At 51.4% G+C, this 24,509-nt stretch carries 28 protein-coding genes; 13 read left to right on the top strand and 15 right to left on the bottom strand.

The annotated features are described in order from the left end of the window. Window positions 1-19 precede the first annotated feature (19 nt). A complete protein-coding gene (locus ACSSVF_RS08230) occupies window positions 20-214 on the bottom strand; it encodes a hypothetical protein (protein ID WP_492402732.1) in 195 nt (64 codons plus the stop codon). A gap of 173 nt (window positions 215-387) precedes the next feature. On the opposite strand from ACSSVF_RS08230, the gene ACSSVF_RS08225 reads away from it, so the two are divergent. Genes ACSSVF_RS08225 through ACSSVF_RS08215 form a run of 3 tightly spaced genes read left to right on the top strand, consistent with a single transcriptional unit; the run spans window position 388 to window position 3,264 of the window. Next, window positions 388-1,065 carry a response regulator gene (locus ACSSVF_RS08225; protein ID WP_442584332.1) on the top strand — a complete coding sequence of 226 codons (678 nt, stop codon included), beginning with the start codon at window positions 388-390 and terminating at the stop codon, window positions 1,063-1,065. Next, window positions 1,062-2,507, top strand: a complete 1,446-nt coding sequence (locus ACSSVF_RS08220) for a sensor histidine kinase (protein ID WP_492402731.1) — start codon at window positions 1,062-1,064, stop codon at window positions 2,505-2,507. Before ACSSVF_RS08225 ends, ACSSVF_RS08220 begins: the two co-directional genes overlap by 4 nt. Then, window positions 2,458-3,264, top strand: coding sequence for a ferritin-like domain-containing protein (locus ACSSVF_RS08215; protein WP_492402730.1), 807 nt, complete (start codon window positions 2,458-2,460; stop codon window positions 3,262-3,264). The genes ACSSVF_RS08220 and ACSSVF_RS08215 overlap by 50 nt, the downstream gene beginning before the upstream one ends. Before the next feature lie 7 nt (window positions 3,265-3,271). Here ACSSVF_RS08215 and infA read toward each other — a convergent pair whose 3' ends face one another. The 3 genes from infA to ACSSVF_RS08200 all read right to left on the bottom strand — a co-directional run bounded on the left by infA (window position 3,272) and on the right by ACSSVF_RS08200 (window position 4,948). Then, window positions 3,272-3,508: a translation initiation factor IF-1 gene (gene infA, locus ACSSVF_RS08210; protein ID WP_442584335.1), complete on the bottom strand. Its 237-nt coding sequence runs from the start codon at window positions 3,506-3,508 to the stop codon at window positions 3,272-3,274. A 79-nt stretch (window positions 3,509-3,587) separates the two neighbouring features. Beyond that, on the bottom strand, window positions 3,588-3,794 hold the full coding sequence (locus ACSSVF_RS08205) for a cold-shock protein (RefSeq protein WP_442584336.1): 207 nt from the start codon (window positions 3,792-3,794) through the stop codon (window positions 3,588-3,590). A gap of 263 nt (window positions 3,795-4,057) precedes the next feature. Further along, a complete protein-coding gene (locus tag ACSSVF_RS08200; RefSeq protein WP_492402728.1) occupies window positions 4,058-4,948 on the bottom strand; it encodes a LysR family transcriptional regulator in 891 nt (296 codons plus the stop codon). Between the two features lie 114 nt (window positions 4,949-5,062). Here ACSSVF_RS08200 and ACSSVF_RS08195 point away from each other — a divergent pair, with 114 nt between their 5' ends. Next, window positions 5,063-5,911 (top strand): oxidoreductase, encoded by an 849-nt coding sequence (locus tag ACSSVF_RS08195; RefSeq protein ID WP_492402726.1) that lies wholly within the window; start codon window positions 5,063-5,065, stop codon window positions 5,909-5,911. A 54-nt stretch (window positions 5,912-5,965) separates the two neighbouring features. Here the strand turns inward: ACSSVF_RS08195 and serB are convergent, their stop codons facing one another. Next, a complete protein-coding gene (gene serB, locus ACSSVF_RS08190; RefSeq protein ID WP_492402724.1) occupies window positions 5,966-6,805 on the bottom strand; it encodes a phosphoserine phosphatase SerB in 840 nt (279 codons plus the stop codon). A 176-nt stretch (window positions 6,806-6,981) separates the two neighbouring features. Here serB and ACSSVF_RS08185 point away from each other — a divergent pair, with 176 nt between their 5' ends. The 8 genes from ACSSVF_RS08185 (at window position 6,982) to ACSSVF_RS08150 (ending at window position 14,034) form a co-directional block, all read left to right on the top strand. Beyond that, window positions 6,982-7,752, top strand: a complete 771-nt coding sequence (locus ACSSVF_RS08185; RefSeq protein WP_492402723.1) for an Aq_1264-related membrane protein — start codon at window positions 6,982-6,984, stop codon at window positions 7,750-7,752. Between the two features lie 122 nt (window positions 7,753-7,874). Next, window positions 7,875-9,044 carry an ADP-forming succinate--CoA ligase subunit beta gene (gene sucC, locus ACSSVF_RS08180; RefSeq protein ID WP_492402721.1) on the top strand — a complete coding sequence of 390 codons (1,170 nt, stop codon included), beginning with the start codon at window positions 7,875-7,877 and terminating at the stop codon, window positions 9,042-9,044. A 2-nt stretch (window positions 9,045-9,046) separates the two neighbouring features. Continuing rightward, window positions 9,047-9,928, top strand: coding sequence for a succinate--CoA ligase subunit alpha (gene sucD, locus ACSSVF_RS08175; RefSeq protein ID WP_492402720.1), 882 nt, complete (start codon window positions 9,047-9,049; stop codon window positions 9,926-9,928). A 16-nt stretch (window positions 9,929-9,944) separates the two neighbouring features. Further along, on the top strand, window positions 9,945-10,979 hold the full coding sequence (locus tag ACSSVF_RS08170) for an ankyrin repeat domain-containing protein (protein ID WP_492402718.1): 1,035 nt from the start codon (window positions 9,945-9,947) through the stop codon (window positions 10,977-10,979). A gap of 11 nt (window positions 10,980-10,990) precedes the next feature. Next, window positions 10,991-12,592: an NAD+ synthase gene (locus tag ACSSVF_RS08165; RefSeq protein WP_492402717.1), complete on the top strand. Its 1,602-nt coding sequence runs from the start codon at window positions 10,991-10,993 to the stop codon at window positions 12,590-12,592. Between the two features lie 86 nt (window positions 12,593-12,678). Beyond that, window positions 12,679-13,017, top strand: coding sequence for a P-II family nitrogen regulator (locus tag ACSSVF_RS08160; protein WP_325242023.1), 339 nt, complete (start codon window positions 12,679-12,681; stop codon window positions 13,015-13,017). A 71-nt stretch (window positions 13,018-13,088) separates the two neighbouring features. Next, window positions 13,089-13,433, top strand: coding sequence for a DMT family protein (locus tag ACSSVF_RS08155; RefSeq protein WP_492402715.1), 345 nt, complete (start codon window positions 13,089-13,091; stop codon window positions 13,431-13,433). 115 nt (window positions 13,434-13,548) lie between these two features. Further along, the gene (locus ACSSVF_RS08150; RefSeq protein ID WP_492402714.1) at window positions 13,549-14,034 is read left to right on the top strand and encodes an FxDxF family PEP-CTERM protein; all 486 of its coding nucleotides are present in this window, start codon (window positions 13,549-13,551) and stop codon (window positions 14,032-14,034) included. A gap of 90 nt (window positions 14,035-14,124) precedes the next feature. On the opposite strand, the gene kdsB is transcribed toward ACSSVF_RS08150, so the two are convergent. The 9 genes from kdsB to ACSSVF_RS08105 form a co-directional block, all read right to left on the bottom strand. Next, entirely contained in the window at window positions 14,125-14,871 is a 747-nt protein-coding gene (kdsB, locus tag ACSSVF_RS08145) for a 3-deoxy-manno-octulosonate cytidylyltransferase (RefSeq protein WP_492402712.1), read from the bottom strand. An 11-nt stretch (window positions 14,872-14,882) separates the two neighbouring features. Beyond that, the gene (locus ACSSVF_RS08140) at window positions 14,883-15,065 is read right to left on the bottom strand and encodes a Trm112 family protein (RefSeq protein ID WP_492402710.1); all 183 of its coding nucleotides are present in this window, start codon (window positions 15,063-15,065) and stop codon (window positions 14,883-14,885) included. Further along, window positions 15,062-16,081, bottom strand: coding sequence for a tetraacyldisaccharide 4'-kinase (lpxK, locus tag ACSSVF_RS08135; RefSeq protein ID WP_492402708.1), 1,020 nt, complete (start codon window positions 16,079-16,081; stop codon window positions 15,062-15,064). The genes ACSSVF_RS08140 and lpxK overlap by 4 nt, the downstream gene beginning before the upstream one ends. Beyond that, window positions 16,081-17,835 carry a lipid A export permease/ATP-binding protein MsbA gene (gene msbA, locus ACSSVF_RS08130; protein ID WP_492402706.1) on the bottom strand — a complete coding sequence of 585 codons (1,755 nt, stop codon included), beginning with the start codon at window positions 17,833-17,835 and terminating at the stop codon, window positions 16,081-16,083. Before msbA ends, lpxK begins: the two co-directional genes overlap by 1 nt. 226 nt (window positions 17,836-18,061) lie before the next feature. Beyond that, window positions 18,062-18,490, bottom strand: coding sequence for an ExbD/TolR family protein (locus tag ACSSVF_RS08125; RefSeq protein ID WP_492402704.1), 429 nt, complete (start codon window positions 18,488-18,490; stop codon window positions 18,062-18,064). A gap of 66 nt (window positions 18,491-18,556) precedes the next feature. Then, entirely contained in the window at window positions 18,557-19,162 is a 606-nt protein-coding gene (locus tag ACSSVF_RS08120; protein WP_442584351.1) for a MotA/TolQ/ExbB proton channel family protein, read from the bottom strand. Window positions 19,163-19,265: 103 nt separating this feature from the next. Beyond that, a complete protein-coding gene (locus ACSSVF_RS08115; protein ID WP_492402701.1) occupies window positions 19,266-21,671 on the bottom strand; it encodes a DNA internalization-related competence protein ComEC/Rec2 in 2,406 nt (801 codons plus the stop codon). Window positions 21,672-21,679: 8 nt separating this feature from the next. Then, window positions 21,680-22,387, bottom strand: coding sequence for an ABC transporter ATP-binding protein (locus tag ACSSVF_RS08110; RefSeq protein WP_492402700.1), 708 nt, complete (start codon window positions 22,385-22,387; stop codon window positions 21,680-21,682). Further along, window positions 22,380-23,687 (bottom strand): lipoprotein-releasing ABC transporter permease subunit, encoded by a 1,308-nt coding sequence (locus tag ACSSVF_RS08105; protein WP_492402698.1) that lies wholly within the window; start codon window positions 23,685-23,687, stop codon window positions 22,380-22,382. Before ACSSVF_RS08105 ends, ACSSVF_RS08110 begins: the two co-directional genes overlap by 8 nt. Before the next feature lie 259 nt (window positions 23,688-23,946). Between ACSSVF_RS08105 and ACSSVF_RS08100 the strand changes: the two genes are divergently transcribed. Beyond that, window positions 23,947-24,150, top strand: coding sequence for a CsbD family protein (locus ACSSVF_RS08100; protein ID WP_379031573.1), 204 nt, complete (start codon window positions 23,947-23,949; stop codon window positions 24,148-24,150). Window positions 24,151-24,242: 92 nt separating this feature from the next. Here the strand turns inward: ACSSVF_RS08100 and ACSSVF_RS08095 are convergent, their stop codons facing one another. After that, the gene (locus ACSSVF_RS08095) at window positions 24,243-24,473 is read right to left on the bottom strand and encodes a hypothetical protein (protein WP_492402696.1); all 231 of its coding nucleotides are present in this window, start codon (window positions 24,471-24,473) and stop codon (window positions 24,243-24,245) included. Window positions 24,474-24,509: the final 36 nt, after the last annotated feature.

Raw genomic sequence — 24,509 nt, 5'->3', positions numbered from 1 at the left:
ACAGTGTACTTTGGCAATGTCACAGTGACTTGCTTTGCGCAGATTTTTTGTCAATCTCCTTGCGGGGATTGACCACTGGCTGCGCACCAGCGTGTTTGGCAGACCTGAGATGCTTGTTCATCTCGACTTGTTCCTGAGGAGAGGGGTTGGTTCTCGCCGTGCAAGCAATAGAAACCAGCAAGCCCAGCAATACGATTGAACGCTTCCTCATCATCGCTCCTTCATACTCTCCAATAGTGCTTTATTCAACTACACGCGCACGGTGACTTTCTATTCCGTGTCGCCACAATTGCACAATACGCGCCTCGCCTTACATTCAACTTACAAACAAAAAAAGACAGATAATTTGGAGTACACTGCATTCGTTTATATGGGTAGGCAAAGAAAATGCGCTTATTAATTGTTGAAGATGATCTTGTCATAGCAAACGGATTGGTGCGTGTGCTGACGCAGGCTGAATATGCAGTGGATCATGTGGCCGATGGCAAGCAGGCGATACGTGCGATTCAGGATGGCGTCTATGACCTGGTGATTCTTGACCTGGGTTTGCCGACCATGGATGGCACACAGGTATTGTCACATCTGCGCCAGCAATCCAACCCGGTGGCCGTGCTCATCCTGACCGCACGCGAAGACGTAGCTACCCGCGTGCAGGCACTGGATCTGGGGGCGGATGATTTCCTGACCAAACCCTTTCACCTGGAAGAGCTTGAGGCGCGTGTACGCGCACTGATACGCCGTAGTAAATTCGGTAACAACTTGCCCTTGCAATGCGGCAACCTGAAACTGGATGTGCCGAACAAATTGGCCAGTATTAATGATCTAGCGATCACACTTTCCGCGCGCGAACTGCATTTGCTGGAAACCCTGATGATGCGCATGGGCAAAATCATTGCCAAAGAACAGATCATGGAATCACTCTGCAATTGGGATGAGTCACTCGGCGATAATGCGATCGAGGTATATATCCACCGGTTGCGCAAAAAAATCGAACCCAGTGGCGCGCGCATCCGCACCGTACGCGGCCTGGGTTATATGCTGGAAGCTGAACACACGCCGTTATGATGGCAACACCGCGTTCGCTTAAAAACCAGTTACGGTTGTGGCTGTTATTGACCATGCTGGTGGTATTGGGCATTTCAGCCGCCATTTCCTATTCGCGTGCTTTGCATTACGCCACCCAGGCTTACGACCAGGCCCTCTTGCGTACCGTACTCGCGCTGTCTGATGAAGTGATCGTCGATGAGCATAATGAAGTCAAAATTGAATTACCTGAAGTCGCCAGCCATTTGCTCAGCTATAACGAGGGCGACCATATCTACATCCGCATCACCGGGCCGGATGGCAAACTGGTGTTTGGGGAAGCCGAGCTGCCCCTGCCTTCGTCCCCCACTGGCGGCAATCAGGAGTTTTATTACAATAGCATCTACAAAGGCGAGCCTATCCGGGTAGTGACCTTTGCGTTGCCGGTCAGCACGGAACCGAATGCACGCAACATCCTGATCAGCATGGCAGAAACCACGGCAAAACGTGATGCCATGGTGGCTGAAATGGTGGAGGAAATGCTGTTGCCACAAGTGCTGATGATGATTCTGGCTGCCATTGTGATAGAGCTGGGGATTTACTTTGCACTCAAACCCATGCACGACCTGAAAGAATCCTTGCATGAACGCTCATACCGCGACCTGAGTCCGCTGGATACAAACTCGCCTCCGCTGGAGCTGCAACCATTGATCCAGGCGATGAATGCCCTGTTAGGGCGAGTCACCGCCGGCTTACAGCAACAGCAGCAATTTATTGCTGATGCCTCACACCAGTTACGCACGCCGATTGCCGGATTGCAGACGCAGGCAGAGCTGGCGCTGCGCAGCGATCCGCCGGACTCGGTGAAAGAACCGCTTAACTTTATGTTGCGTAGTACCACCCGTCTTTCCCATTTGATCCAGCGCTTGCTGAGTATGGCGAGGACAGACGCAGCCACTACACAATTAAAATTTCAAGCTGTGTCACTGACCAGTATTATTTACGAGGAATGCGCTCGCTGGATAGGCCCCGCCACTGATAAAGACCTTGAACTCGAGGTATTGATTGAAACGCAGCATGACCACGTGTGGGGCGATGCCTTGATGTTGTCTGAAATGCTAAACAACCTGCTGGAAAATGCCATTCTATACACTCACCCGCAGGGACTGATTCAGATCAGGCTGTGGCAGAGCGGGAAGTATGTATTGCTGCAAGTCACCGATAGCGGCATCGGCATTCCGCCAGAACAAAATGCACGTATCTTTGAGCGTTTTTACCGGCTGAACCCCAACCAGGGCAATGGCTGCGGCCTGGGCCTTGCGATTGTGGCCGAAGTGGCCGAGCATCACAATGCCAGCATTAATATCAGCCACGGGCTGGAACATCCGGTGACACACGACACCGGCAGCCAATTCACTGTAAAATTCGAGTGCTATGACGCTTTGCCTGAGAACACTCGCCCTGCAAGCACTGACCCTCAGTGACCCGCAACTGAAATGCACGCAAGTGCAATCGCTGTGGGAAAGCCAGCACGCTGGTCACTTGCAGTTACATCCATCACTGCAATTAGTCGCTGAAGCCAGTATTCCTGGCCGGCCTGCCAGGCCGGCATTAGTGGCTCCCCGGCTACTTCAACGCCGCGCCATGAATACCGTTGCTGGCCGCGCCGCACTGATCCATGCACTAGCACATATCGAATTCAATGCCATTAACCTGGCACTGGATGCCGTGTGGCGCTTTGCTGATATGCCTGCTGACTATTACAACGATTGGCTGCTGGTGGCTAAAGAAGAGGCTTATCATTTCACCTTACTGCGGCAACATCTGCAAACCCTGGGCTTTGATTACGGCGATTTTGATGGCCATAACAGCTTGTGGGAGATGGTCGAAAAAACACAATCCGACGTGTTGGCGCGCATGGCATTGGTACCGAGGACTTTGGAAGCACGTGGGCTGGATGCCGCACCGCCTTTAAAAAATAAACTGGCGCAGGCCGGTGACCATGCGGCGGCAGCTATTCTGGATATTATTTTGCGTGATGAGATCGGTCACGTCGCCATTGGTAACCGCTGGTTCCAATTCTTATGTGATCAACAAGGGCTGGATTTACTGGAGACATTTGAAGTATTGCGTCAGCAATACCAGGCGCCAAAACTGCGGCCGCCTTTTAATATGGAAGCACGTAAACGGGCAGGTTTTACCGAAGCAGAACTCGCCTATTTAAACGCAGACACCTTCTGAGGCCGGATTAAACAGGTCTTTTTGGTGGAAGATGGCGGAAAGTAATACGGCCTTTTTCCATATCATATGGTGACATTTCAATGGTGATTTTATCACCAGCCAGAATACGTATTTTATGTTTGCGCATTTTACCGCCGGTGTAGGCAATCAGCCGGTGACCATTTTCGAGCGTGACGCGATAACGTGCATCCGGCAAGATTTCGGTCACAGCGCCCTGCATTTCAATCAATTCTTCTTTAGCCATGCGGTTTCCTTAAAATAAAAACAAAAAAGCCCGTACAAACGGGCTTTATAGCGAGGGTTAATCACCCAAACACATGTAATTAAGCAATTACTTGTATTTCAGATGCTTGTTTACCCTTAGGACCAGTTGTTTCTTCATAAGAAACACGCTGATTCTCAGCAAGACTTTTGAAACCGCCTGATTGAATAGCTGAGAAATGCGCAAATAAGTCGTCACCACCGTCGTCCGGAGTAATGAAACCAAAACCTTTTGCATCGTTAAACCACTTTACAACACCTGTTGCCATTTGAATTCCTTAAATTATGAAAGGGTTTCCCCTATTTTAGGGCGAGGGTCAAGGTAGTGGGATTAACGATAGAACCGAAAGATACACCAGAGAAAACAACAATGCTTGAACTTCGCGTGCGCACACTATGCACTTTAAATGCAACAATTGCAATCGTTACTTACAAATAAAGTAAAAATAAATCAATGCATTATTTCATTGCCAGCCACTGGACTGGCCCAACCGCCATACGGCAAAAAACTAATTCTTGCAAAACATGTGTTTCAACCAGCTAGCTTTTGCATCATAAAGTCAATGAATCGTCGTGAGCGTTGCGGCAAATGCTTGCGTTGCGGGTAATACATGAATAAATGGATACGCTCAGTTTGATAGGCTTTTAAGATATGTTTCAGCTGCCCTGACGCAACCAAAGGCTGTGCAATAAAACTGGGGATCTGCCCGATGCCAACGCCAGCAACAACGGCTTGCAATTCTGCATCCAGGTCATTGGTTGCAAGATATGGTCTAAAGTCAGTATAAGTGACCTCCCCTTTTAACTCATGTTCCCAGGACATGACTTTACCGCTATTCACATGCCGGAAACCGGTACAGCGATGCGCTGACAATGCTTCCCAGCTAAGCGGCTCCCCGTACTTTTCAAGATAAGCCGGTGATGCACATACCCACTGCGAGACTTCCAGCAACCGCCTGGCGACCACATTGCGCTCTATGCCCGCGCTCATGCGAAAACCGACGTCTACCCGTTGCAAGACACTGTCGGTTAACCTGTCCTCCAGCTCAAACTCCACCCGTAAATCCGGGTACAAAGCCATGAACTCGGCGATCAGCGGCAAAATCAGTTTGGCGCCGATTGAGCGCGGTGCGGTCACTCTCAATGTACCACCCACTTCGTGGCTGGCATTTTGCAGCTCGTTAACGGCGGACTGAATATGTGAGAAAGCCGGGGCAATCTGTGCCAGCAATTGCTCGCCCTCCTCGGTCAAGCTCAGTTTTCGTGTCGTTCTATGTAACAGCCTGATTCCCAGTGAGGCTTCAAGTTGCTTGATAGCCTTGCTGGTCGCCTGCGGCGCCACGCCTTGTACAAGCGCAGCCTGCCGGAAGCTACCGGCACTGACTACCTGTACAAATGTTTCCAGCGCTTTCAGGTGCTCCATCACTATCAACTTTTAGTTGCCAATTAATCAATAATTATGGGTCTATTTTACCTTAATGTAAATGCCTACACTTGGTCCTGCACTATTGCACATCATCAACAAAGGAGATTTAAAATGCAGACTAATACCCCTCACAAAGTATGGCTAATCACTGGCGCATCCCGTGGCCTGGGGCTGGAAATCGCTAAAGCCGCATTAACTCGTGGCGACACTGTGGTTGCCACTGCCCGCAAACCGGAAACAACCACGCTTGCCTTGGGAGAGCAAGCTAATCTGTTAGCCATCGCCCTGGACGTCACCGATGAAACCCAGGTACATGCTGCGATTGATAGCGCCATTAAAAAATTTGGCCGGATTGATGTGTTGGTTAACAATGCCGGATACGGTTTACTAGGCGCGGTAGAAGAGTCAAGCGCCAAAGAAGTAGAACAGCTATTCGCGACCAATGTGTTCGGCCTGCTACATGTGACACGCGCCACCTTGCCACACATGCGTCGTCAACAGCGCGGGCTGGTGATTAATATTTCGTCGATAGGTGGCTATGCTTCTTACCCAGGCTGGGGCGTCTATTGTGCGACTAAATTTGCGGTTGAAGGAATTACCGAAGCGCTTGCTTATGAACTTGCCCCTATGGGTGTAAAAGCCACCGTGGTAGAACCCGGATTCTTCCGCACAGATTTTCTGGATGCCAGCTCATTAGTCAAAACAGTGATTGAATATCCTGACTATGCAGCAACCGTAGGTGAAATGCGTGAATTAATGGCGGGAGCCAACCATCAACAATTGGGCGATCCTAAAAAACTGGCCGAGGCAATGCTGGTGCTGGCCGATAGTGATGAGCCACCGGTGCGCTTGCCACTGGGTTCTGACACCATCGCCAAAATTCAGGAGAAAAGTCAGTCAGTGTTGTCTGAGTTAGCAAAATGGCAGCATATTTCAGTCTCTACTGATTTTGCGCAATAACCTTATATATGCCCCTGGCATGTCAGGGGCATTTTTCTTTTATCTGTTGCGATGCTAAGTTGCCAGCAAATTCGCCACGCCATCCAGCCCGACAACATTCAATGCATACCTGGCTTGTTGCTGTACTACCGGCTTGGCATGGTAAGCCACGCCGACCTCGGCCACAGCCATCATTGTCAGATCGTTGGCGCCATCACCAATGGCAATGGTTTGCTGGGCAGTTAACCCTAGCTGGTCGCGTAGCCTGATCAATTCATCGGCTTTGCGCTGGGCATCGACAATATCACCCAGCACTTGCCCGGTCAGCTTGCCATCTACAATTTCCAGGGTGTTGGAAACGGCGTAATCCAGTCCCAATGTCTGTTTCACATAGTTGGCAAACACGGTAAAACCGCCGGATACCACCATGGTTTTAATGCCGTGCTGTTTGCAGGTTGCTATCCAGTGCTGGACGCCAGGATTAAAACGCAATCGCTGCTCAATCACTTGTTGCAAAGCAGTCTCTGGCAAACCTTCAAGCAAAGCCACCCGTTTGCGCAAACTGGCAGAAAAATCCAGCTCGCCACGCATGGCGGCTTCAGTGATCTCAGCGACTTGTGGTTTGAGGTTCATCATGTCTGCAATCTCATCGATGCATTCAATTGAAATCAGGGTTGAATCCATATCCATCACACACAGGCCAAATTTTTGCAGCCTATGGGCATCATCTACCAGCGCGCAATCGATCTGCTGGCTGGCGCAAAATGCTTTTACTTCAAGATAATCGCCCTCGGCCACCGGCAGGTAATATGCATGTTCAGCGACTTGCGCGAACTGGGTATAGCCGCCGACCAGGCCATGGATATGCGTGAGATGAGCCATACTGATGGCAGGCCCCTGAACCACTAAGCGCATGATAAAACCTACTGGAATTGAAAGGCTGGATTATACCAGTGGAAGCCGCAATGCTTGATTTCCCATAGCGAAGGAATATTTCTGTTTTAGGATTTTATCAGGCGATGGTATGCTTGCCAAAAATTCAAACAATTAGCGTTTAACACTTTCATCATTCAGATTACCTAGGGAACGTAATGAAACAAGAGTCTCAAACATTACCATGGCTAAACCTGCCTAATCTTCCATTGCCACTCAAAGCACTGTTTGTCGGTTATTTGCTGGTGGTAGGCGTTGGCTTGTGTATGGCTGGTTTGCAAATCATGCTCACACACGGCATGGCGGACGGTAAATTTGGTTTATCCGTCAACGATATCGTGTACAGCTATTATGGTGACCGCAGCGGCACCAAACTCGCGAGCAAGTTAAATGGTTCCATGTCTGACAAAGCGCCACTGGAAGTACGCCAGGACATTATCAAATGGGCGCAGTTGGGTGCACCGCAAGACCAGTGGGAGTCACACTACAAACCTATTTTTGCCCAGCACTGTGTCATGTGCCATAGCAATATCCCGGGTATTCCTGACTTCACCAAATATGAAGAAGTGAAAGCCCGCGCGGAAGTCAATGAAGGCGCCACCATCAGTGGCCTGACCAGGGTGTCGCATATCCATTTGTTTGGCATCAGCTTCATTTTCTTTTTTATAGGCCTGATTTTCAGCTTTGCGGTGAATGTGCCAAAAACGGCTAAAGTGATCGCCATCGGTTTCCCGTTTGCCTTTTTGATCGCCGATGTCATGTCCTGGTGGCTGACCAAATGGTCGCCGCATTTTGCCTGGCTCACCATCATAGGCGGTATGGGTTATAGCCTGGCTTCTACCTATATGTGGATCATCAGCATGTACCAGATGCTGATCCTGTCGCGCAATGGTAAAGTCTATGGCAATGCCTGGGCGGAAGACCTGTAAGCGCCAGCAAGGCATATCCAATAAAAAAACCGCACTTAGCTGCGGTTTTTTTGTTTGCAGCCTAGCTTTGAGTAGGCATTTGCGCCAAAATGACAGCTTAATCATAAAAACAGTTTATTTTCATGAATCTGCACGAATATCAGGCTAAACAATTACTGCAAAAGTACGGTTTAGTTACCCCAGCCGGTCTGGTAGTCCAATCCGAAGAAGCCGCTGCTGCAGCCACCAAAGAATTGGGCGGCGAAGCCTGGGTGGTCAAAGCGCAAGTACATGCCGGTGGCCGTGGTAAAGCGGGCGGCGTGAAAGTAGTGAAATCGGCACTCGAAGCGCAAACGGTTGCGGGCGGCCTGCTGGGCAAACATCTGGTGACTTACCAGAATGCACCTGATGGCCAGCCGGTACACCAGGTGCTGGTGGAGCAAACATTGCCGATTGCGCGTGAACTGTATCTGTCCATGCTGGTAGACCGCAGCCTGGAACGCGTGGTGATGGTCGCTTCCAGCGCGGGCGGCATGGATATCGAAGAAATCGCGGCGACGCAGCCGGACAAGATTCTGCAGGAAATCTGCGACCCATTGAACGGCTTGATAGATTACCAGGCACGTAACCTGGCATTTGGCCTGGGCTTGAGCGGCGACCAGATCGCGGCATTCACCAAACTGGCTAAAGGCTTGTACAAATTATTCAAGGATAACGATTTATCCTTGCTGGAAATCAACCCGCTAATCGTCACCACAGAAGGAAAACTGGTCGCACTCGATTGCAAGATGACCGTGGATGACAACGCACTGTATCGTCAGAAGCCATTTGCGGAAATCCGCGACTGGTCACAAGACGATACCAAAGAAGCCGAAGCGCATCACAGTGGCCTGAATTACATTGCCCTCAACGGCAATATCGGCTGTATGGTCAATGGCGCTGGCCTGGCCATGGCGACCATGGACCTGATCAAACTGCATGGTGGCATGCCTGCCAACTTTCTCGATGTCGGCGGTGGTGCCACGGCTGAAACCGTGACCAAGGCCTTCAAGATCATCCTGGCTGACCAGAACGTAAAAGCCATCCTGGTGAATATTTTTGGCGGCATCATGCGCTGCGACATCATTGCCACCGGCATTATCACGGCGGTGAAAGAAGTCGGCATGACCATTCCGGTAGTGGTACGCCTGGAAGGCACCAATGTGGAACTGGGCAAACAAATGTTGCGCGAAAGCGGCCTGAATATTATCTCGGCAGATGGCCTGACCGATGGGGCCGAACAGGCCGTTAAAGCAGTAAGCGAAGGTGTGTAGTCATGGCGATCTTAGTCAATAAAAATACCAAAGTATTGTGCCAGGGCTTTACCGGCAAACAGGGCACCTTCCACTCCGAACAAGCACTGGCTTATGGCACGCAAATGGTGGGTGGTGTCACGCCCGGTAAAGGCGGCCAGCAACATTTAAACCTGCCTGTGTTTAACACCATGCGTGAAGCGGTGAAAGAAACCCAGGCAAATGCCAGCGTGATTTATGTACCGCCGCCATTTGCCGCCGATTCCATCCTGGAAGCGGCAGATGCCGGCATTGCACTGATCGTCTGCATCACCGAAGGTATTCCGGTGCTGGACATGCTGAATGTGAAAGCCGCCTTGCGTGCCAATGGCACCAAACTGATTGGGCCTAATTGCCCGGGCGTGATTACGCCGGATGAGTGCAAAATCGGCATTATGCCGGGCAGCATACACACGCGTGGCAAAGTGGGCGTGGTTTCGCGCTCCGGCACATTAACGTATGAAGCCGTGCATCAAACCTCTGCACTGGGATTAGGTCAAACCACTTGTGTCGGCATTGGTGGCGACCCGATCAAAGGCCTGAACTTTATTGATTGCCTGGAGTTATTCCAGAACGACCCTGAAACAGAAGCAATCATCATGGTCGGTGAAATTGGTGGCAGCGATGAAGAAGCCGCGGCTGACTATATCAAACACCATGTGACCAAGCCTGTGGCAGCCTACATTGCGGGTTTAACCGCGCCTAAAGGCAAACGCATGGGTCATGCCGGCGCCATCATCTCCGGCGGCTCCGGCCGCGCGGAAGACAAGATCGCCGCGCTGGAATCTGCAGGCTGTGTGGTGGCTGACTCACCCGCCGGGCTGGGTGAAGCGGTACTGGCAGCGATTCAACGTGCTGCAAAATAAACTATCAGGAGACAGCATGAAGCGTATTCCCCGGACAACATTCTGTTCTAGCCTGTGGTTATGCGCTGCTTTGTTACTGGGGCTTTCGTTGAATGCGCAAGCCGCCAGCAAGCACAAAAACAAAGCAACGCCTGAAGCGGCAGCCACAGAAAAAACAGGTGCTGACAGCGGCGCAGATATTTCTTACCTGCTGATCGCCTCCTCTAAAGGCGATATCACCACCGTGAAAGCCCTGCTGAAAAGCGGCGCCAACCCTAATGTGACAGATGCTGAAAAAATCACGCCATTGATGTATGCCGCACGTAAAAATCAGGCAGAAGTGATACGTGCCCTGCTAGAAAGCGGTGCCAACATCAATGCCAAAGACCAGGGCGGCTGGACCGCCCTCATGTTCGCCGCCAAGAAAAACAACCTCGATGCCGTTAAAGTGTTGCTGGACAAAGGCACGGATGTGAAAGTCCGTGACCCGGATGGCTGGAGTGCGTTAGGCCTGGCCGCCACTTCTGGTTATAGCGAAATCGTCGGCCTGATCATAGCCAAAGGTTTTGATGCCAATGTACGCGCCAGCGATGGCAAAACAGTGCTGATGTATGCCGCGAAAAGTGGCAATGTACCTACCATCACTACTATCCTCAAAAATGGTGCAGATGCTAACCTGAAAGACAAACTCGGCACGACCGCATTAATGATCGCAGCCAGGGAAGGCTTTACGCCTGCGGTGATCACCTTGCTCGAAAACGGCGCGAAAGTGGATGAGGAAGATGAGCATGAATGGACCGCTTTGACCTGGGCGGTGAAAAAAGACCAGAAGGAAGTCGCGGCAGCCCTGCTTGAGCGCAAAGCGGATATCGACCATGAAGATAGCGAAGGCACACCACTGCTACATTTGGCCGTCAGCAATAACTCTCCTGATATGGCAGATTTGCTGATCAAGCATGGTGCTGATGTCAAAACACGTGACCAGTATGGCCTGACTGCTTATGTCTATGCGCTCAAGGCGCAGAACCCTGCCATGGTCGAGCTGATCAAAGCCGCGGGTGGCAAATACTGAATGACGGTTGCATGAAACTCGCCATTGCCCAAATGAATAGCATGGTAGGCGCCATGCAGAAAAATGCCGAACGCATTCTGGAGCTGGCCAAACAGGCCTATGACCAAGGCGCCAGCGTGTTACTGACACCGGAGCTCTCCTTGTGCGGCTATCCCCCCGAAGATTTATTGTTCAGGCAGGATTTTTACGCCGCCAATCAACGCGCATTAAAGTGGCTGGAACAACAATTACCTTCTGACCTGGCCGTGGTGATCGGCCATCCGCATGAAATCGCCGGTAAGCGTTACAACGCTGCTTCGGTGATCCACTCAGGACGCATCCAGGCGACCTATCACAAACACCACCTGCCCAACTATAACGTGTTTGATGAAGAACGTTATTTTGAAGCGGGCGATTTGCCGGTGGTTTTTGAATGGCAAGGTACGCGTTACGGCGTTTTAATCTGTGCCGACATCTGGGAGCCCGCCCCTGCGCTACAAGCTTTACAGGCAAACGCGCAAGTGCTGCTGGTCATCAACGCCTCACCTTACCATCTGCACAAGCAGCACACCCGTTACCAGGTCTTGCGTGAGCGCATCCAGGAAACCGGCCTGCCGATCATTTATGCCAACATGGTGGGCGGACAAGATGAGCTGGTGTTTGATGGCGCCTCATTCGCCATGAACAGCCAGGGCGAACTCATGCAGGAACTGCCCATGTTTGAAGATTGCCTGGCTTACCTCACACTAGCGCAAAATCAACCAGCGGCAACAGCCATCAGCGAGCATGCATCAGTAGAAGCGACTGTTTACCAAGCCTTGCAACTGGGCCTGAAAGATTATGTGGATAAAAACCGGTTTCCAAGCGTGGTACTGGGTTTATCAGGTGGCATAGATTCAGCTTTGACGCTGGCCATTGCGGTGGATGCCTTGGGCAAAGAACGTGTCAAAGCGGTCATGATGCCCTCAGAATTTACCGCGGACATCAGCATTCAAGATGCCGCCGACATGGCCAGGCTGCTCGATGTGGAATACAGCGTATTGCCGATCAAACCCTTATTCAACGGTTTTTGCGAAACGCTGGCTGAAGAATTCACCGGTAAAGCATTTGATACCACCGAAGAAAACCTGCAGGCGCGTATCCGTGGCATGTTGCTGATGGCTATCAGCAATAAATTCGGCCACCTGGTGATCACCACCGGCAATAAATCCGAGACTGCCGTCGGCTATAGCACCTTGTATGGCGATATGGCGGGCGGGTTTGCACTGATCAAAGACGTGCCTAAAACACTGGTCTATAAACTGGCAAACTACCGTAACAGCCTGGGGCAGGTGATTCCGGAAAGAATTATCACGCGCCCGCCTAGTGCAGAATTACGCGCAGACCAGACCGACCAGGACAGCTTGCCCGCCTATGAAATACTTGATGCCATCATGGAAGCCTATGTTGAAAAGGACCAAGGCATAGAAAGTATTATCAAAAAGGGCTTTGCCCGCGCTGATGTTGAGCGGGTCACCCGCCTGATAGACCGTAACGAATACAAACGCAGGCAGGCTGCGGTAGGTGTGCGGATTACCGAACGCGGCTTTGGTAAAGACCGCCGCTACCCGATCACTTGCCAACTGACATTTTGAAACCCTTTGGCCATTTAGCAACTGCGGCATTTGAATTAAAAGCAGTGGTTGCGTAGAATGTTTTAAAAGTTAACCACGGAGCACATATGAAAAAACTTGAAGCCGTCATTAAACCATTCAAACTCGATGAAGTGCGCGAGGCCTTGTCAGCGATTGGTGTCAACGGACTCACCGTGACAGAAGTCAAAGGCTTTGGTCGCCAGAAAGGTCACACCGAGCTATATCGTGGCGCAGAATATGTGGTGGATTTTTTGCCTAAGATCAAAGTTGAAGTGGTGCTGGCTGAAAATATGCTGGATAACGCGATTGAAGCGATTATCAAAGCGGCCCATACCGGCAAGATTGGTGATGGCAAGATTTTTGTGACCTCCGTCGAACAAGTGATCCGTATCAGAACAGGTGAAACTGGCGAAGCCGCTATTTAAGCTACTATTCAAACCTCACGATGGCAGCTTGTACGCAAGTTGCCATTCCCGAGACCAGACCAGCAAAACCAATGAGTTTTACACTGCTTAAAACCATTATCCTGCTCAGCATATCCAACCTGTTTATGCTGTTTGCGTGGTACGGCCACCTCAAAAACCTCAGCAGCAAACCCTGGATTATTGCCGCACTCATCAGCTGGGGCATTGCGCTGATTGAATACCTGTTTCAGGTACCGGCCAACCGCATAGGTTTTACTCAATTCAATCTGGCACAACTTAAAATCCTGCAAGAAGTGATCACGCTGGTGATCTTTGTCCCCTTTGCTATTTTCTATATGCAACAGCCGCTGAAATGGGATTACCTGTGGGCGGGCTTATGCATCCTTGGCGCGGTGTATTTCATTTTCAGAACCTGACCCCTGCTGTAAATCTTCCAACTGACCCTAACGGGCTATTTCATTCCATAGTCCGCATCGCTATGATTGCCACATTAACAAATCCAGTAAACCTCGTTAATCAGGGACATATATCATGAAAAAATTACTTGCCGCAGCTTTAATGTTAGCCAGCACTTCTGTTTTTGCTACTACAACAACATTCAGTGGTACTGACCTACGTGGTACAACTGACGCATTGACCAGCAAAGTCACTATCTCTTACACCGGTGGCAACTTCGATCTGACCGGCGTTCTGGATCCAAGCTTCAGGTTCCTGAATACGACCAACTCCGGTTTTTTTGGTGCTACACTCAGCATCGATGGGGATGATACATTCACATACTCACCTATCGTCTTACCTCTGCATGACCTTGACCTGACTAGATATACATTTAGCTTCTCAAACCTTGCCGCTGGGACTTACACATTGAAATTCAACCTGGCTGGCGGCGGTAATTACACAGGTAGCTACACAACGACAGCAGTTAGCACACCAGTACCAGAACCAGAAACTTACAGCATGATGTTTATTGGTTTGGCATTGATGGGCACCATTGCATTGCGTCGCCAAAAAAACTAAGCAATCATTTCACATAGGTCTTACAAAGTAAAAAGCCTCACATTGTGAGGCTTTTTTCATACACACGACTTCAATACCAGGCTGAAATGTTTATTCTTTAAATCCAGCAAAGATCTCGCGCACACTGTCCAGATCCGCCTGTGTATCCACACCACTGGCCGGTGCATTATCCGTCACAGTCACCGCTATCTGGTAACCGTGATACAGCACACGTAACTGCTCCAGGCTTTCCACTTGTTCCAGTTTCGTCACAGGCAGGCTGGCATATTGCTTGAGAAAACCGACACGATAGGCATAAATGCCGATATGTCTATGCGCAGTCACATTGTCCCGATATTCAGCATCACGTGGATAAGGGATAGGTGCGCGGCTGAAATACAGCGCTTGCCCATGCGTGTTTAACACCACTTTAACCACATTAGGGTTTTCAAACGCAGCGATATCATGAATAGGATGGCAAGCCGTTGCCATGACCGCTTGTGTATCACTTGCTAACGCCAGCGCCACTTCATTGATCAACGAAGGATCGATTAATGGCTCATCGCCCTGCACATTCACCACTATCGTCTCATCAGGCCACCCCATGGTTTGCACCACTTCGGCAATCCGGTCGGTGCCAGAAGGATGATCATCCCGGGTCATGACAGCCGCAAAACCATGTTGTTCTGCGACTTGCAAAATCGGCGCATGGTCAGTAGCGACGACCACTTCGCTGGCCTGACTTTTACTGGCCTGAATAGCCACCTGGATAACCATGGGTTTACCGGCAATATTCAGCAAGGGCTTGCCTGGCAAGCGACTGCTGGCAAAGCGGGCAGGAATCACAACCTTAAACATGCGTGCCCGCCTTACTCGGTAAACTCGTGCTCTTCCAAACGGCGAGCTTCGTCTTCCAGCATCACCGGAATACCATCACGCACCGGGTAGGCCAGGCGGGCAGATTTTGAAATCAGTTCCTGTTTTTGTTTGTCATACACCAGCGGCCCTTTGGTGACCGGACAGACCAGGATTTCCAGCAACTTGGGATTCATTTCACTTTTCCTTCGCGATGTTTTAACAGACTGATCACGCAGTCTGTGAATGTTTGCAGATGCCCAACGGGTGTCAGTTCAGCAGTCACCGGTAAAAACCAGGCATCTGTTAAACCCAGATGCCTGCATTTTACGGCATCTTTCTCTGTCATCAGAATGGTTTTACCGGTTAACGTACTAAAGTCTGCTGGCGTATAGGCATGATGATCAGCAAACACTTTCGTTTCACAGGACAGCCCCATGGATTGGACAGACTGGAAAAACCTGTCCGGATGCCCGATGCCGGCGATAGCCACTAAAGGTCGCCCCTTCAACGCCTCACTGGTCATATGGCTAGAAGAATCAGACACTGCAGTCCACTCCCCTACTTGCAAAGATTGCTGGAAGGTTGGCAGCGTAGTGTTGATTGCTGGCAACTGCCCGCTTTCGACGACCATATCCACCGTTTGCAAGCGGTGCACAGGTTCGCGCAATGGCCCAGCGGGGAGCAAACGACCATTTCCCAAACCATGCGGGCGTTGCACGACTGCAATTTCAATATCGCGCTGCAAAGCATAATGCTGCAAGCCATCATCGCAAATCAATACATCGGTTTCAGGATGCGCCTGCAATAAAGCACGGCCACTCTCTGCGCGTAAAGGATGTACCCACACCGGGCTAGCGGTGCGCTGTGCGATCAGCACCGGCTCATCGCCATATTGGGCAGGCTCACTACTTGGAGGGACTGCGCCAGTCTGCTTGCCACCATAGCCACGACTTAAAATCCCGGGCGTATACCCTGCCGCGCGCAATGCGTTGGCTAAATAAATCACCAGCGGGGTTTTGCCGACGCCACCGACTGATATATTGCCCACCACAATCACCGGCACCGGCAAGCGAGTGCTGGGTAAGAGCCCACAGCGATAGAGCGTTCGACGTAACGCGGCCAGGCCTGCAAACAGCCACGCTAATGGCAAAAGCAGGCATTGCGCCCACCCTTTATATTGCCATTGCTGTTCAAACCAATCCTGCCACATCAGTCGTCTTGAAATTCTTTGTGATACAGCTTGTTGTAATAGCCATTGAGCGCCAGCAACTCTTTGTGCGAGCCCGTTTCGATGATTTTGCCATGATCCATCACCAGGATACGGTCAGCGTTTTCAACGGTGCTCAGGCGATGCGCAATCACGATCGTGGTGCGGTTTTGCATCAAGCTATCCAGCGCGTTCTGCACATGCAACTCAGACTCGCTATCCAGTGCAGAGGTCGCTTCATCCAGCAGCAATATCGGTGCATTTTTCAGGATGGCGCGTGCAATCGCGATGCGTTGACGCTGCCCGCCAGACAAGCGCACGCCGCGGTCGCCTATCTCACTTTGCAAGCCTAGCGGCATATGCTGGATAAACTCCCAGGCATTGGCGGCTTTGGCGGCGGCAATGACTTCTTCTTCGCTGGCATTGCGCAGCGCGCCATAGGCAATGTTATTGAACAGCGTGTCGTTGAATAACACGATATCCTGGCTCACCAGAGAAAATTGCGCGCGCAGGCTATCCAGTTGGTAATCACGCACATCGACATCATCCAGGAAGACTGCGCCTTCCTGTACTTCATAAAAGCGCGGCAACAAATTCACCAAAGTGGTTTTTCCGCTACCAGAACGGCCTACCAAAGCGACCTTCTCGCCCGCACTCACCTCAAAACTCAGACCGCTTAAAGCACTCTTCTTGGCTTGCGGGTAACGGACAGTCACGTCTTTAAAACGTAACTCTCCCCGCGCATGCGCCAGGCGATAAGTGCCGCTCTCTACTTCATTATCCAGGTCCATCAGTTCAAATACACTTTGTGCCGCGGCCAGCCCGACTTGTACATCCTCATTGGCGGCAGTGATATGTTTGATCGGCGCGATCAGCATCAGCAGCGCGCCAATAAAAGCCGCAAATTCGCCCACTGTGAATTGACCCAATGCGTAATACACCACCAGCCCCAATGCCAGTGCAGACAGGATTTCAATCACAAAGCTATTCAGGCCGGAGATTCTGGCGGTGCGTAATTCCAGCGTGCGGTTTTTCGCCACCACGTTGGCAAAGCGCTCATTCTCAAACGCCTGCGCGCCAAAGATCTTGACGATACGCTGTGCTGAAATCGCTTCTTCTGCCGTTTTGGTGATCTCGCCCACCGCCTCTTGCACTTTTTTGGCATTAGCGCGCAACTTGGGCGTAGAACGGGCCAGGTACATGCCCATGATAGGCGCCACTGCGGCAAACACCAGTGTCAGTTTCCAGTCCAGGTAAATCATATATGCCACCAGCCCGATCACGGTGAGCACATCGCGCAACACATTCAGGGCCGAGCGGGTGACTACGTTAGAGAGACGTTCGATATCATAAGTGAGCTTTGAGACCAGTAATCCATTAGAGTTGGCATCAAAGAAACTGACCGGCAACATCAACAGCTTGGAGAACACCTGGTTACGTAATTTCTCCACCACCCGACGGGCAACGATACGTAAACTATAAGAAGAAAAGAAGCCCGCCAGCGCGCGCACAGTCATCAAAGCAAACAGCAGGAAAGGCAGCGCGAACATCTCCTGCGAAGATTCTTTTACAAAGCCTTCATCAGTGATTTTCTTGATCAAGGCGAGAAAAGCCGTATTGCTGGAAGACAAGATGGCGGTAGCGATCATGGACACCAGGAAATGCATCTTGTATTCCCAGGCGTAAGCGATCAATCGCCGATAGAGCTTGCCGGGATTGACGATTTTATGTTGATCAGATTTCTGTTTGCGGGCCATGCCACTTCTCGGGAAAACGATTAAGGAAAGACAAAGTCGGTGTTATATCAACGAGTGCTACTTCTATACTGCGCCTATTGAGCCGCCATTTGATTTGCGAGCGCCCTGCGACGCATCTTGCGCTAACATTTATTTCAAGTTTACTAAACAAATAGCCCGCCAAATTGACGGGCCTGTTAACAGACAATAGAAACGAAGTAATGGTGACACCATGACTTGAGTGCACTTAGTTTGAATTCACCTGGGTCGCAAAAGTGATATGGGTATAATTCGCCAGGCGTGATGCTTCCATAATATTGATCACTGACTGATGCGTGGCCTTGGCATCCGCATTGATAATAATGGTCGGCTCTTTGCCCGCAGGCCCCTTGGCACCGGCCTGTGCTAAAGCACTGGATAACTCAGACACCACTGCGCCATTCGCTTCTTTGCCATTCACCAGGTAACGGCCATTGGCGTCGACTTCAACGGTGATGGTCAATGGTTTTTCCTGTGGCGAACTGGCATCCGCTGTCGGTAAATTAATTTGCAGTTCGCTGGTACGTGAGAAAGTGGCACTGACGATGAGGAAAATAATAATCACCAGCAACACATCAATCAGTGGAATAAAGTTAATTTCCAATTCTTCGTCGCGAACACCACGCTTGAAATTCATAAATTGCCTATCCTAAAACCTAAATTGCGATCAGCTTAATTACGATCACTTTAGAAGGGTGACCGCTTAATTACGGTCACCATGGATAATTTCGACCAGCTTGATGGCTTGCTGCTCCATATCCACCAGGAAACCGTCCACTTTGCTGCGGAAATAACGATAGGCAATCATGGCAGGCACCGCCACCACGATACCTGCAGCCGTGTTGTAGAGTGCAACTGAAATACCACGGGCGAACTGGGCGACATCGTGGCCACTATTGGTAAACGAACCAAACAGTTCCACCATCCCGATCACCGTACCCAGCAAACCCAGCAATGGCGCGACAGTGGCGATAGTACCCAGGGTCGGCAGGTATTGCTCCAGCTTGTGTGCGACTGCACGGCCGGTTTCTTCAATCGCTTCCTTGGTAATTTCACGCGAATTACCGATATTGGCAAGTGCGCTGGCAAATACTTTACCTAACAGGGAGTGTGCTTCGAGGCGGCTTAAGGTTTCGCGCGTGACGCCACCTTGCTTGAGCCAGTTTTGTACTTCAGGCAATAATTGCTCTGGGGTGACAACCGATGCGCGCAAGGCCCAGGAACGCTCCACAATAATCGCCAGCGCAATGACTGAAGCAATAACCAGAGGCCAGATTGGCCATCCGGCCGCTAAAATGATTTCCCACACAGCAAACACTCCAGTTGTTTTTAAACTTCCGCTACTTTAGCGTTAACCAGCCCTGAGGGCAAGTTTTGTCCGGTATCGCCACCGTTACAATTCTCAGCGGTGACTATTCCCAATAGCGTGGTTCGACCTGGCGCCAGCGCTGCACGACCGGCGTGTGTCCGGATAAAAAATCAATCAGCACTGCTCCATCCCTGTCTGATCGCAGTATTTGCGTGCCCTGCGCCTCATAGCGGGCAAGCACCTCGGCTTTGGGATGGCCGAAACGATTCAGGTAACCTGCCGTGGCAATGGCGATACCAGGCTGCGTTGCGTTGACAAACCCCAGTGTGGAAGAAGTTTTACTGCCATGATGCGGCATGGTGATGACGCTAGCCGCTAATTGATCCGGGGCGGTTTCCACTAACCAGTGTTCTGCTTCTTTCTCAATATCACCGGTCAACAACAAGCTGCCGTGGGCCGATGTCACTTTGATCACACAACTCTTGTTGTTATCTTTCACCTCGGCTGTGGCGTCTTGTGCCGGAGCAAGCACGCGAAAAACCACTTGATCCCACTGCCATTGCTGCCCCTCATGGCAAGGCTGATGAGACAAAGCCGGTGCGTGCAGCATTGCCTGCATTTGCCTGAAAAAATCAGCCTCTGGTGTGAGCGAACTCAGGAGTTTGCCAGCAGGAACACCCGCCAGCACGGAAGCCATGCCACCGGAATGATCGTTATCATCGTGCGAAATCACTACGGTATTCAGCTGACGCACTCCCAGATGGCGTAGATAAGGCAACACGATGCGCTGTCCGGCATCGCTTTCTTCATTGTAAGCAGGGCCGGCGTCATACAGCATGCTGTGATGGGCGGTCTGCACCAGCACACTCAGTCCTTGCCCGACATCCAGTACCGTGACCCGCATCTGGCCTGGTTGCAGAGATGGTTGCGTGGGCAGTAGCAACGGCAACCATAACAGGAGCCCGGCCCAGCGTAATGGCCAGCCCCGTGGCAGTAACCAGACCAGCATGCCGACCATCGCCAGGCACCACGCCCACACGGAAGGCGTAGGCAAATACCAGACCGCGCCTGGCCACTGTCGTAACCAGTACAGACCATGTGCGCACCATTCCCACAACGTGGCGGCAACATGTAACAGGAAATCCAGTGGCAGAATCGCGCCAGCAATGGCCAGTGGCACCACCGCCAGACTGACGACAGGAATGGCCAGGCCGTTCGCCAGCGGTGAAATCAACGACAACTGATTGAACAGGAAGATCAGCACCGGCACAAACGCCAGCGTAATCACCCATTGTGTCTGCAATGCATTGTGCCACCAGCGCGCAGGCCGCAAACGGCCACTCAGCGCAAAAGCCAGGATAGCCACTGCGCCAAATGATAACCAGAAACCTGGTGCCATAACAGCCCAGGGATCAAGCACCAGTACGACCCAGACGGCTGCACTTAACACCCATGAAAAAGGCACGCGATGCTTTAAACTCAGCATGGCGATCATGGTCAGCAGCATAAACAGGGTACGCTGGGTTGGGATAGAAAATCCGGCCAGCGCAGCATAGGCGATCGCTACCAATGCACCACCGCTGCCTGCTGCCAATCTGGAAGGAATACGCAAGGCCCAGTCCGGGCGTAACCGCCACAGCCAGCCAACGAATACATAGCCGAGAGAAGCCAGCATGGTGATATGCAGCCCTGAGATACTCACCAGATGATTGACGCCGGTATCCACAAACAATTGCCAGTCAGCTCTGGCGATCTGGCTGTCATCGCCTATCACCAGTGCCCTCAGTACTGCACTTTGCGGCGTATTACCCAGGACTTTTTCTATGCGCTCACCGACGGTTGCGCGCCAGTATGCGATCAAAGCAACTGGCTGCCAGACTAGTGCTTGCAGTCTACGCATAGGGGCCTTCACCACTATAGAACCGCCCGCGCCGATCTGGTTAGCCAGGCACCAGCCAGCATAATCAAACCCGTGCGGGTTTCTGGTGGCATGCGGACGTTTGAGGCGGACACTCCATTGCCAGCGCTCGCCAGCCTGCAATTGCGGCAAGCCAGGTGAAGCTGTCACCGCTGCGCCGCGATATGATTGCTGATAAAGATGCAGCCTGACGCGACTTGGCAACGGGCAATCTGCCTTTAAGCTGCGCTCAATGGCAAAGTCTACATGCTGCCCGCGCGCATCTCGCTCAGTCACACCGACAATCACACCCTGCACGGCAATCACCTGCTGCTCGCACGCTGAGGGTAACTGCGCCTGCAAGCGATGCCAGGCACGCAATTGCGCCCAGGCAAAGCCGAGCGCTGCGATCAGTAAAACAACAAAGAGTTTACGGAAGATAGATTGATAAGCATTGAACCGGGCACCTGCAAACGCGCTGCGGTAGGCGAGCAAGCCACTCAGGAGCAATACGGCCAGCCAGCACACCCACATACCCAGGGACCACAGACGCGGCTGTTGCTGAAACAGCCACACACCAAACAACAACCCGACTGTGACGCCCGGTAGCATGCGTTTATTTACACCGGAGAAATAGCCTGTTCAGGATGGCACTCAATGGGTTGCAATGCGCCGTCTTGCAGGCGATATTGCTTGTGCATGCGTGCTGCCAGTGATAAATCATGTGTCACCACCACCAGCGCAGTGCCCCGCTCAACCTGGATCTTCAACAACAGCTCAAACACGTGCTCTGCCGTTTGCCTGTCCAGGTTACCGGTCGGCTCATCGGCCAGCACGCAACGTGGCTCTGTCACCAGTGCACGTGCCAGGGCAGCACGCTGCCGTTCGCCGCCGGATAACTCGCCTGGTGTATGCTCCAGGCGATGGGCCAGGCCCACCAGCGTCAGATAGTACTCAGCTTGTGCCAGCGCTTGTGCACGTGGAATGCGGCGGATAAATAAAGGCATGGCCACATTTTCCAGCGCGCTGAATTCTGGCAACAAATGATGGAACTGGTAGACAAAGCCCAGGTACTGGTTGCGCATGGCACTTTTCTCGACCTCGGAAAGCGTCGTCAGCGGTTTGCCTAACCATTGCACTTCGCCATGCGTAGGTGCATCCAGCCCGCCTAGCAAATGCAGCAAAGTGCTTTTACCACTGCCAGAAGCGCCGACAATCGCAACATGCTCACCCGCAGCCAGCGTCAGATCCACACCGGTCAACACCGAGGTATCCAGGCCCTGATAGGTTTTAGCCAGGCCCTGGCACTGCAAAATCAGATTACTCATAGCGCAAGGCCTCCGCCGGATTCATTTTAGAAGCACGTCCGCTTGGATACAGCGTCGCCACCAGGCTCAGGAAAATAGATAAACCGATAATCGTCGTCACATCCGACCACATCAGCTTGGAAGGCAAATCACTGATGTAGTACACGTCTTTGGACAAAAATTGCACATTGAACGTGCGCTCTATCCACGGCACCACGGTTTCAATATTGAGCGCTAATATCACACCCAGCAGTGCGCCAGAAATGGTGCCGATCACGCCTATCATGGCGCCCTGCACCACAAACATCCGCCGGATCGCCTGCGGCGTCGCCCCCATGGTGCGCAAAATGGCGATGTCAGCGCGCTTGTCGGTCACCGCCATCACCAGCGTCGAGACAATATTAAACGCAGCCACTGCCACAATCAGCGCAAGGATAATAAACATCACGCGCTTTTCCAGCTGGATCGCCTTAAAGAAATTGGCATGCTGTTGCGTCCAGTCGGTAATGTAATAGTTAGGGCCCAGCGCCTGCATCAACTCGCGGCTGACACGGTCAGCGGCAAACAAATCCGCCAGTTTCAAACGCAAGCCGGATACCTGGTCGCCCATGCGATACAGCTTGGCCGCATCATCCAGGTGGATCAGCGCCAGCCCGGCATCATATTCATACATGCCGACCTGGAAAATGCCGGTCACGGTAAACTGCTTGATGCGTGGCACCAGCCCGGCGGGCGTCACCTGCCCTTGCGGCGCCATCAGCACCACTTTCTCGCCTATGCGCACACCAAGCGCCTGCGCCAGGTCGCCACCCAGCACGATGTTGAATTTTCCGGCTTGCAAATCCTGCAGTTTGCCGATTTTCATTTGCGTAGATAAATCAGAGACCGCGCCTTCAGCCGTCGGCAGCACACCGCGTATCAGCACGCCCTGCACGGCCTGGTCACGCGTCAGCATGCCCTGCGCCATCACATAGGGCGCCATGCCCTGCACCGGGCTGGAGAATGTCTTAGGCGGCAGCGATTCAATCTTGCGTTGCACATGCTGCCAGTCAGGTAACCCTGCATCAAAACTGCGCACTTCAATATGCGACGCGACACCGAGGATGCGTTTGCGCAGCTCGTCCTGAAAACCGTTCATGACGGACAAGACGACGATCAGGGCCATCACCCCGAGAGCAATTCCTATCATGCTGGTCAGTGAAATAAACGAAATGAAATGATTGTTACGTTTGGCTCGCGTATAGCGCCAGCCTATCCACAATTCATAAGGCAGCCGTTGGGCCAGCGCGTGTTTAAACGCAGAAAAAGAGGCTTTATTCATGCACGCATGTTAACAGGTTTAAAGCGTAATTTGATGGGAACCAGCAGGCAATCAACCAGAAAATACTGCGCTTTATTGTGCGCTATTCATCCGGCAGGGACGTCTTTCAGTGCTGGTTTCAAAAAGTACTAAAACACACTGTCAGCCAAGTCTTACGCATAAATACAAAATCGTCCGACTTCTATACCAGTCGCTTCTGGCTACTATAGCTCACAGGTCGATGACCGAGATACGATTCTAAAATTGAGGAGATTTAATCATGAATAAAGATATTTTCGAGGGCAACTGGAAACAACTTAAAGGTAAAGTACAGGAGCAATGGGGCAAGCTGACCAATGATGACCTTGACGTGATTGAAGGTAAACGCGACCAGGTCGTGGGTAAAATCCAGGAACGTTATGGCATCAGCAAAGATGAAGCTGAAAAGCAAATCAATACCTGGGAAAAAGATAACCATCATTAATCTGATGTGATGTGTCTATCCCAAAAAAAGGACAAGCCCGGCTTGTCCTTTTTTTATGTCGCAAGAGCGCTTTCAAATAGCAGAAAACTGCTTTACGAATGATTGTTATTGACCATATCAATATCAAGATTTTCCAGCACTGAAGCGCGCCGATAATACTTGATCGCCCGGTACTGGAGCTTTTCAGCAAGCCGACATGATCTACCGGTCATTGTTTTATCTTTGGCAACCACATTGAAAAGATAAGACGCAATCATTTGATGAATGCTGGCATTCATGTAGAGATCGTTTAAAAGTTTCTTTTTTGAAATTGGTTTCACCATTTGTAATCAGCTCTAAATCGTCCGTCGAATAAATGT

Source organism: Methylophilus sp. E2MeOHC9, from assembly GCF_058744375.1.
The sequence above is the reverse complement of the archived record's forward strand: the minus strand, read 5'-3'. Positions and strand labels throughout refer to the sequence as shown.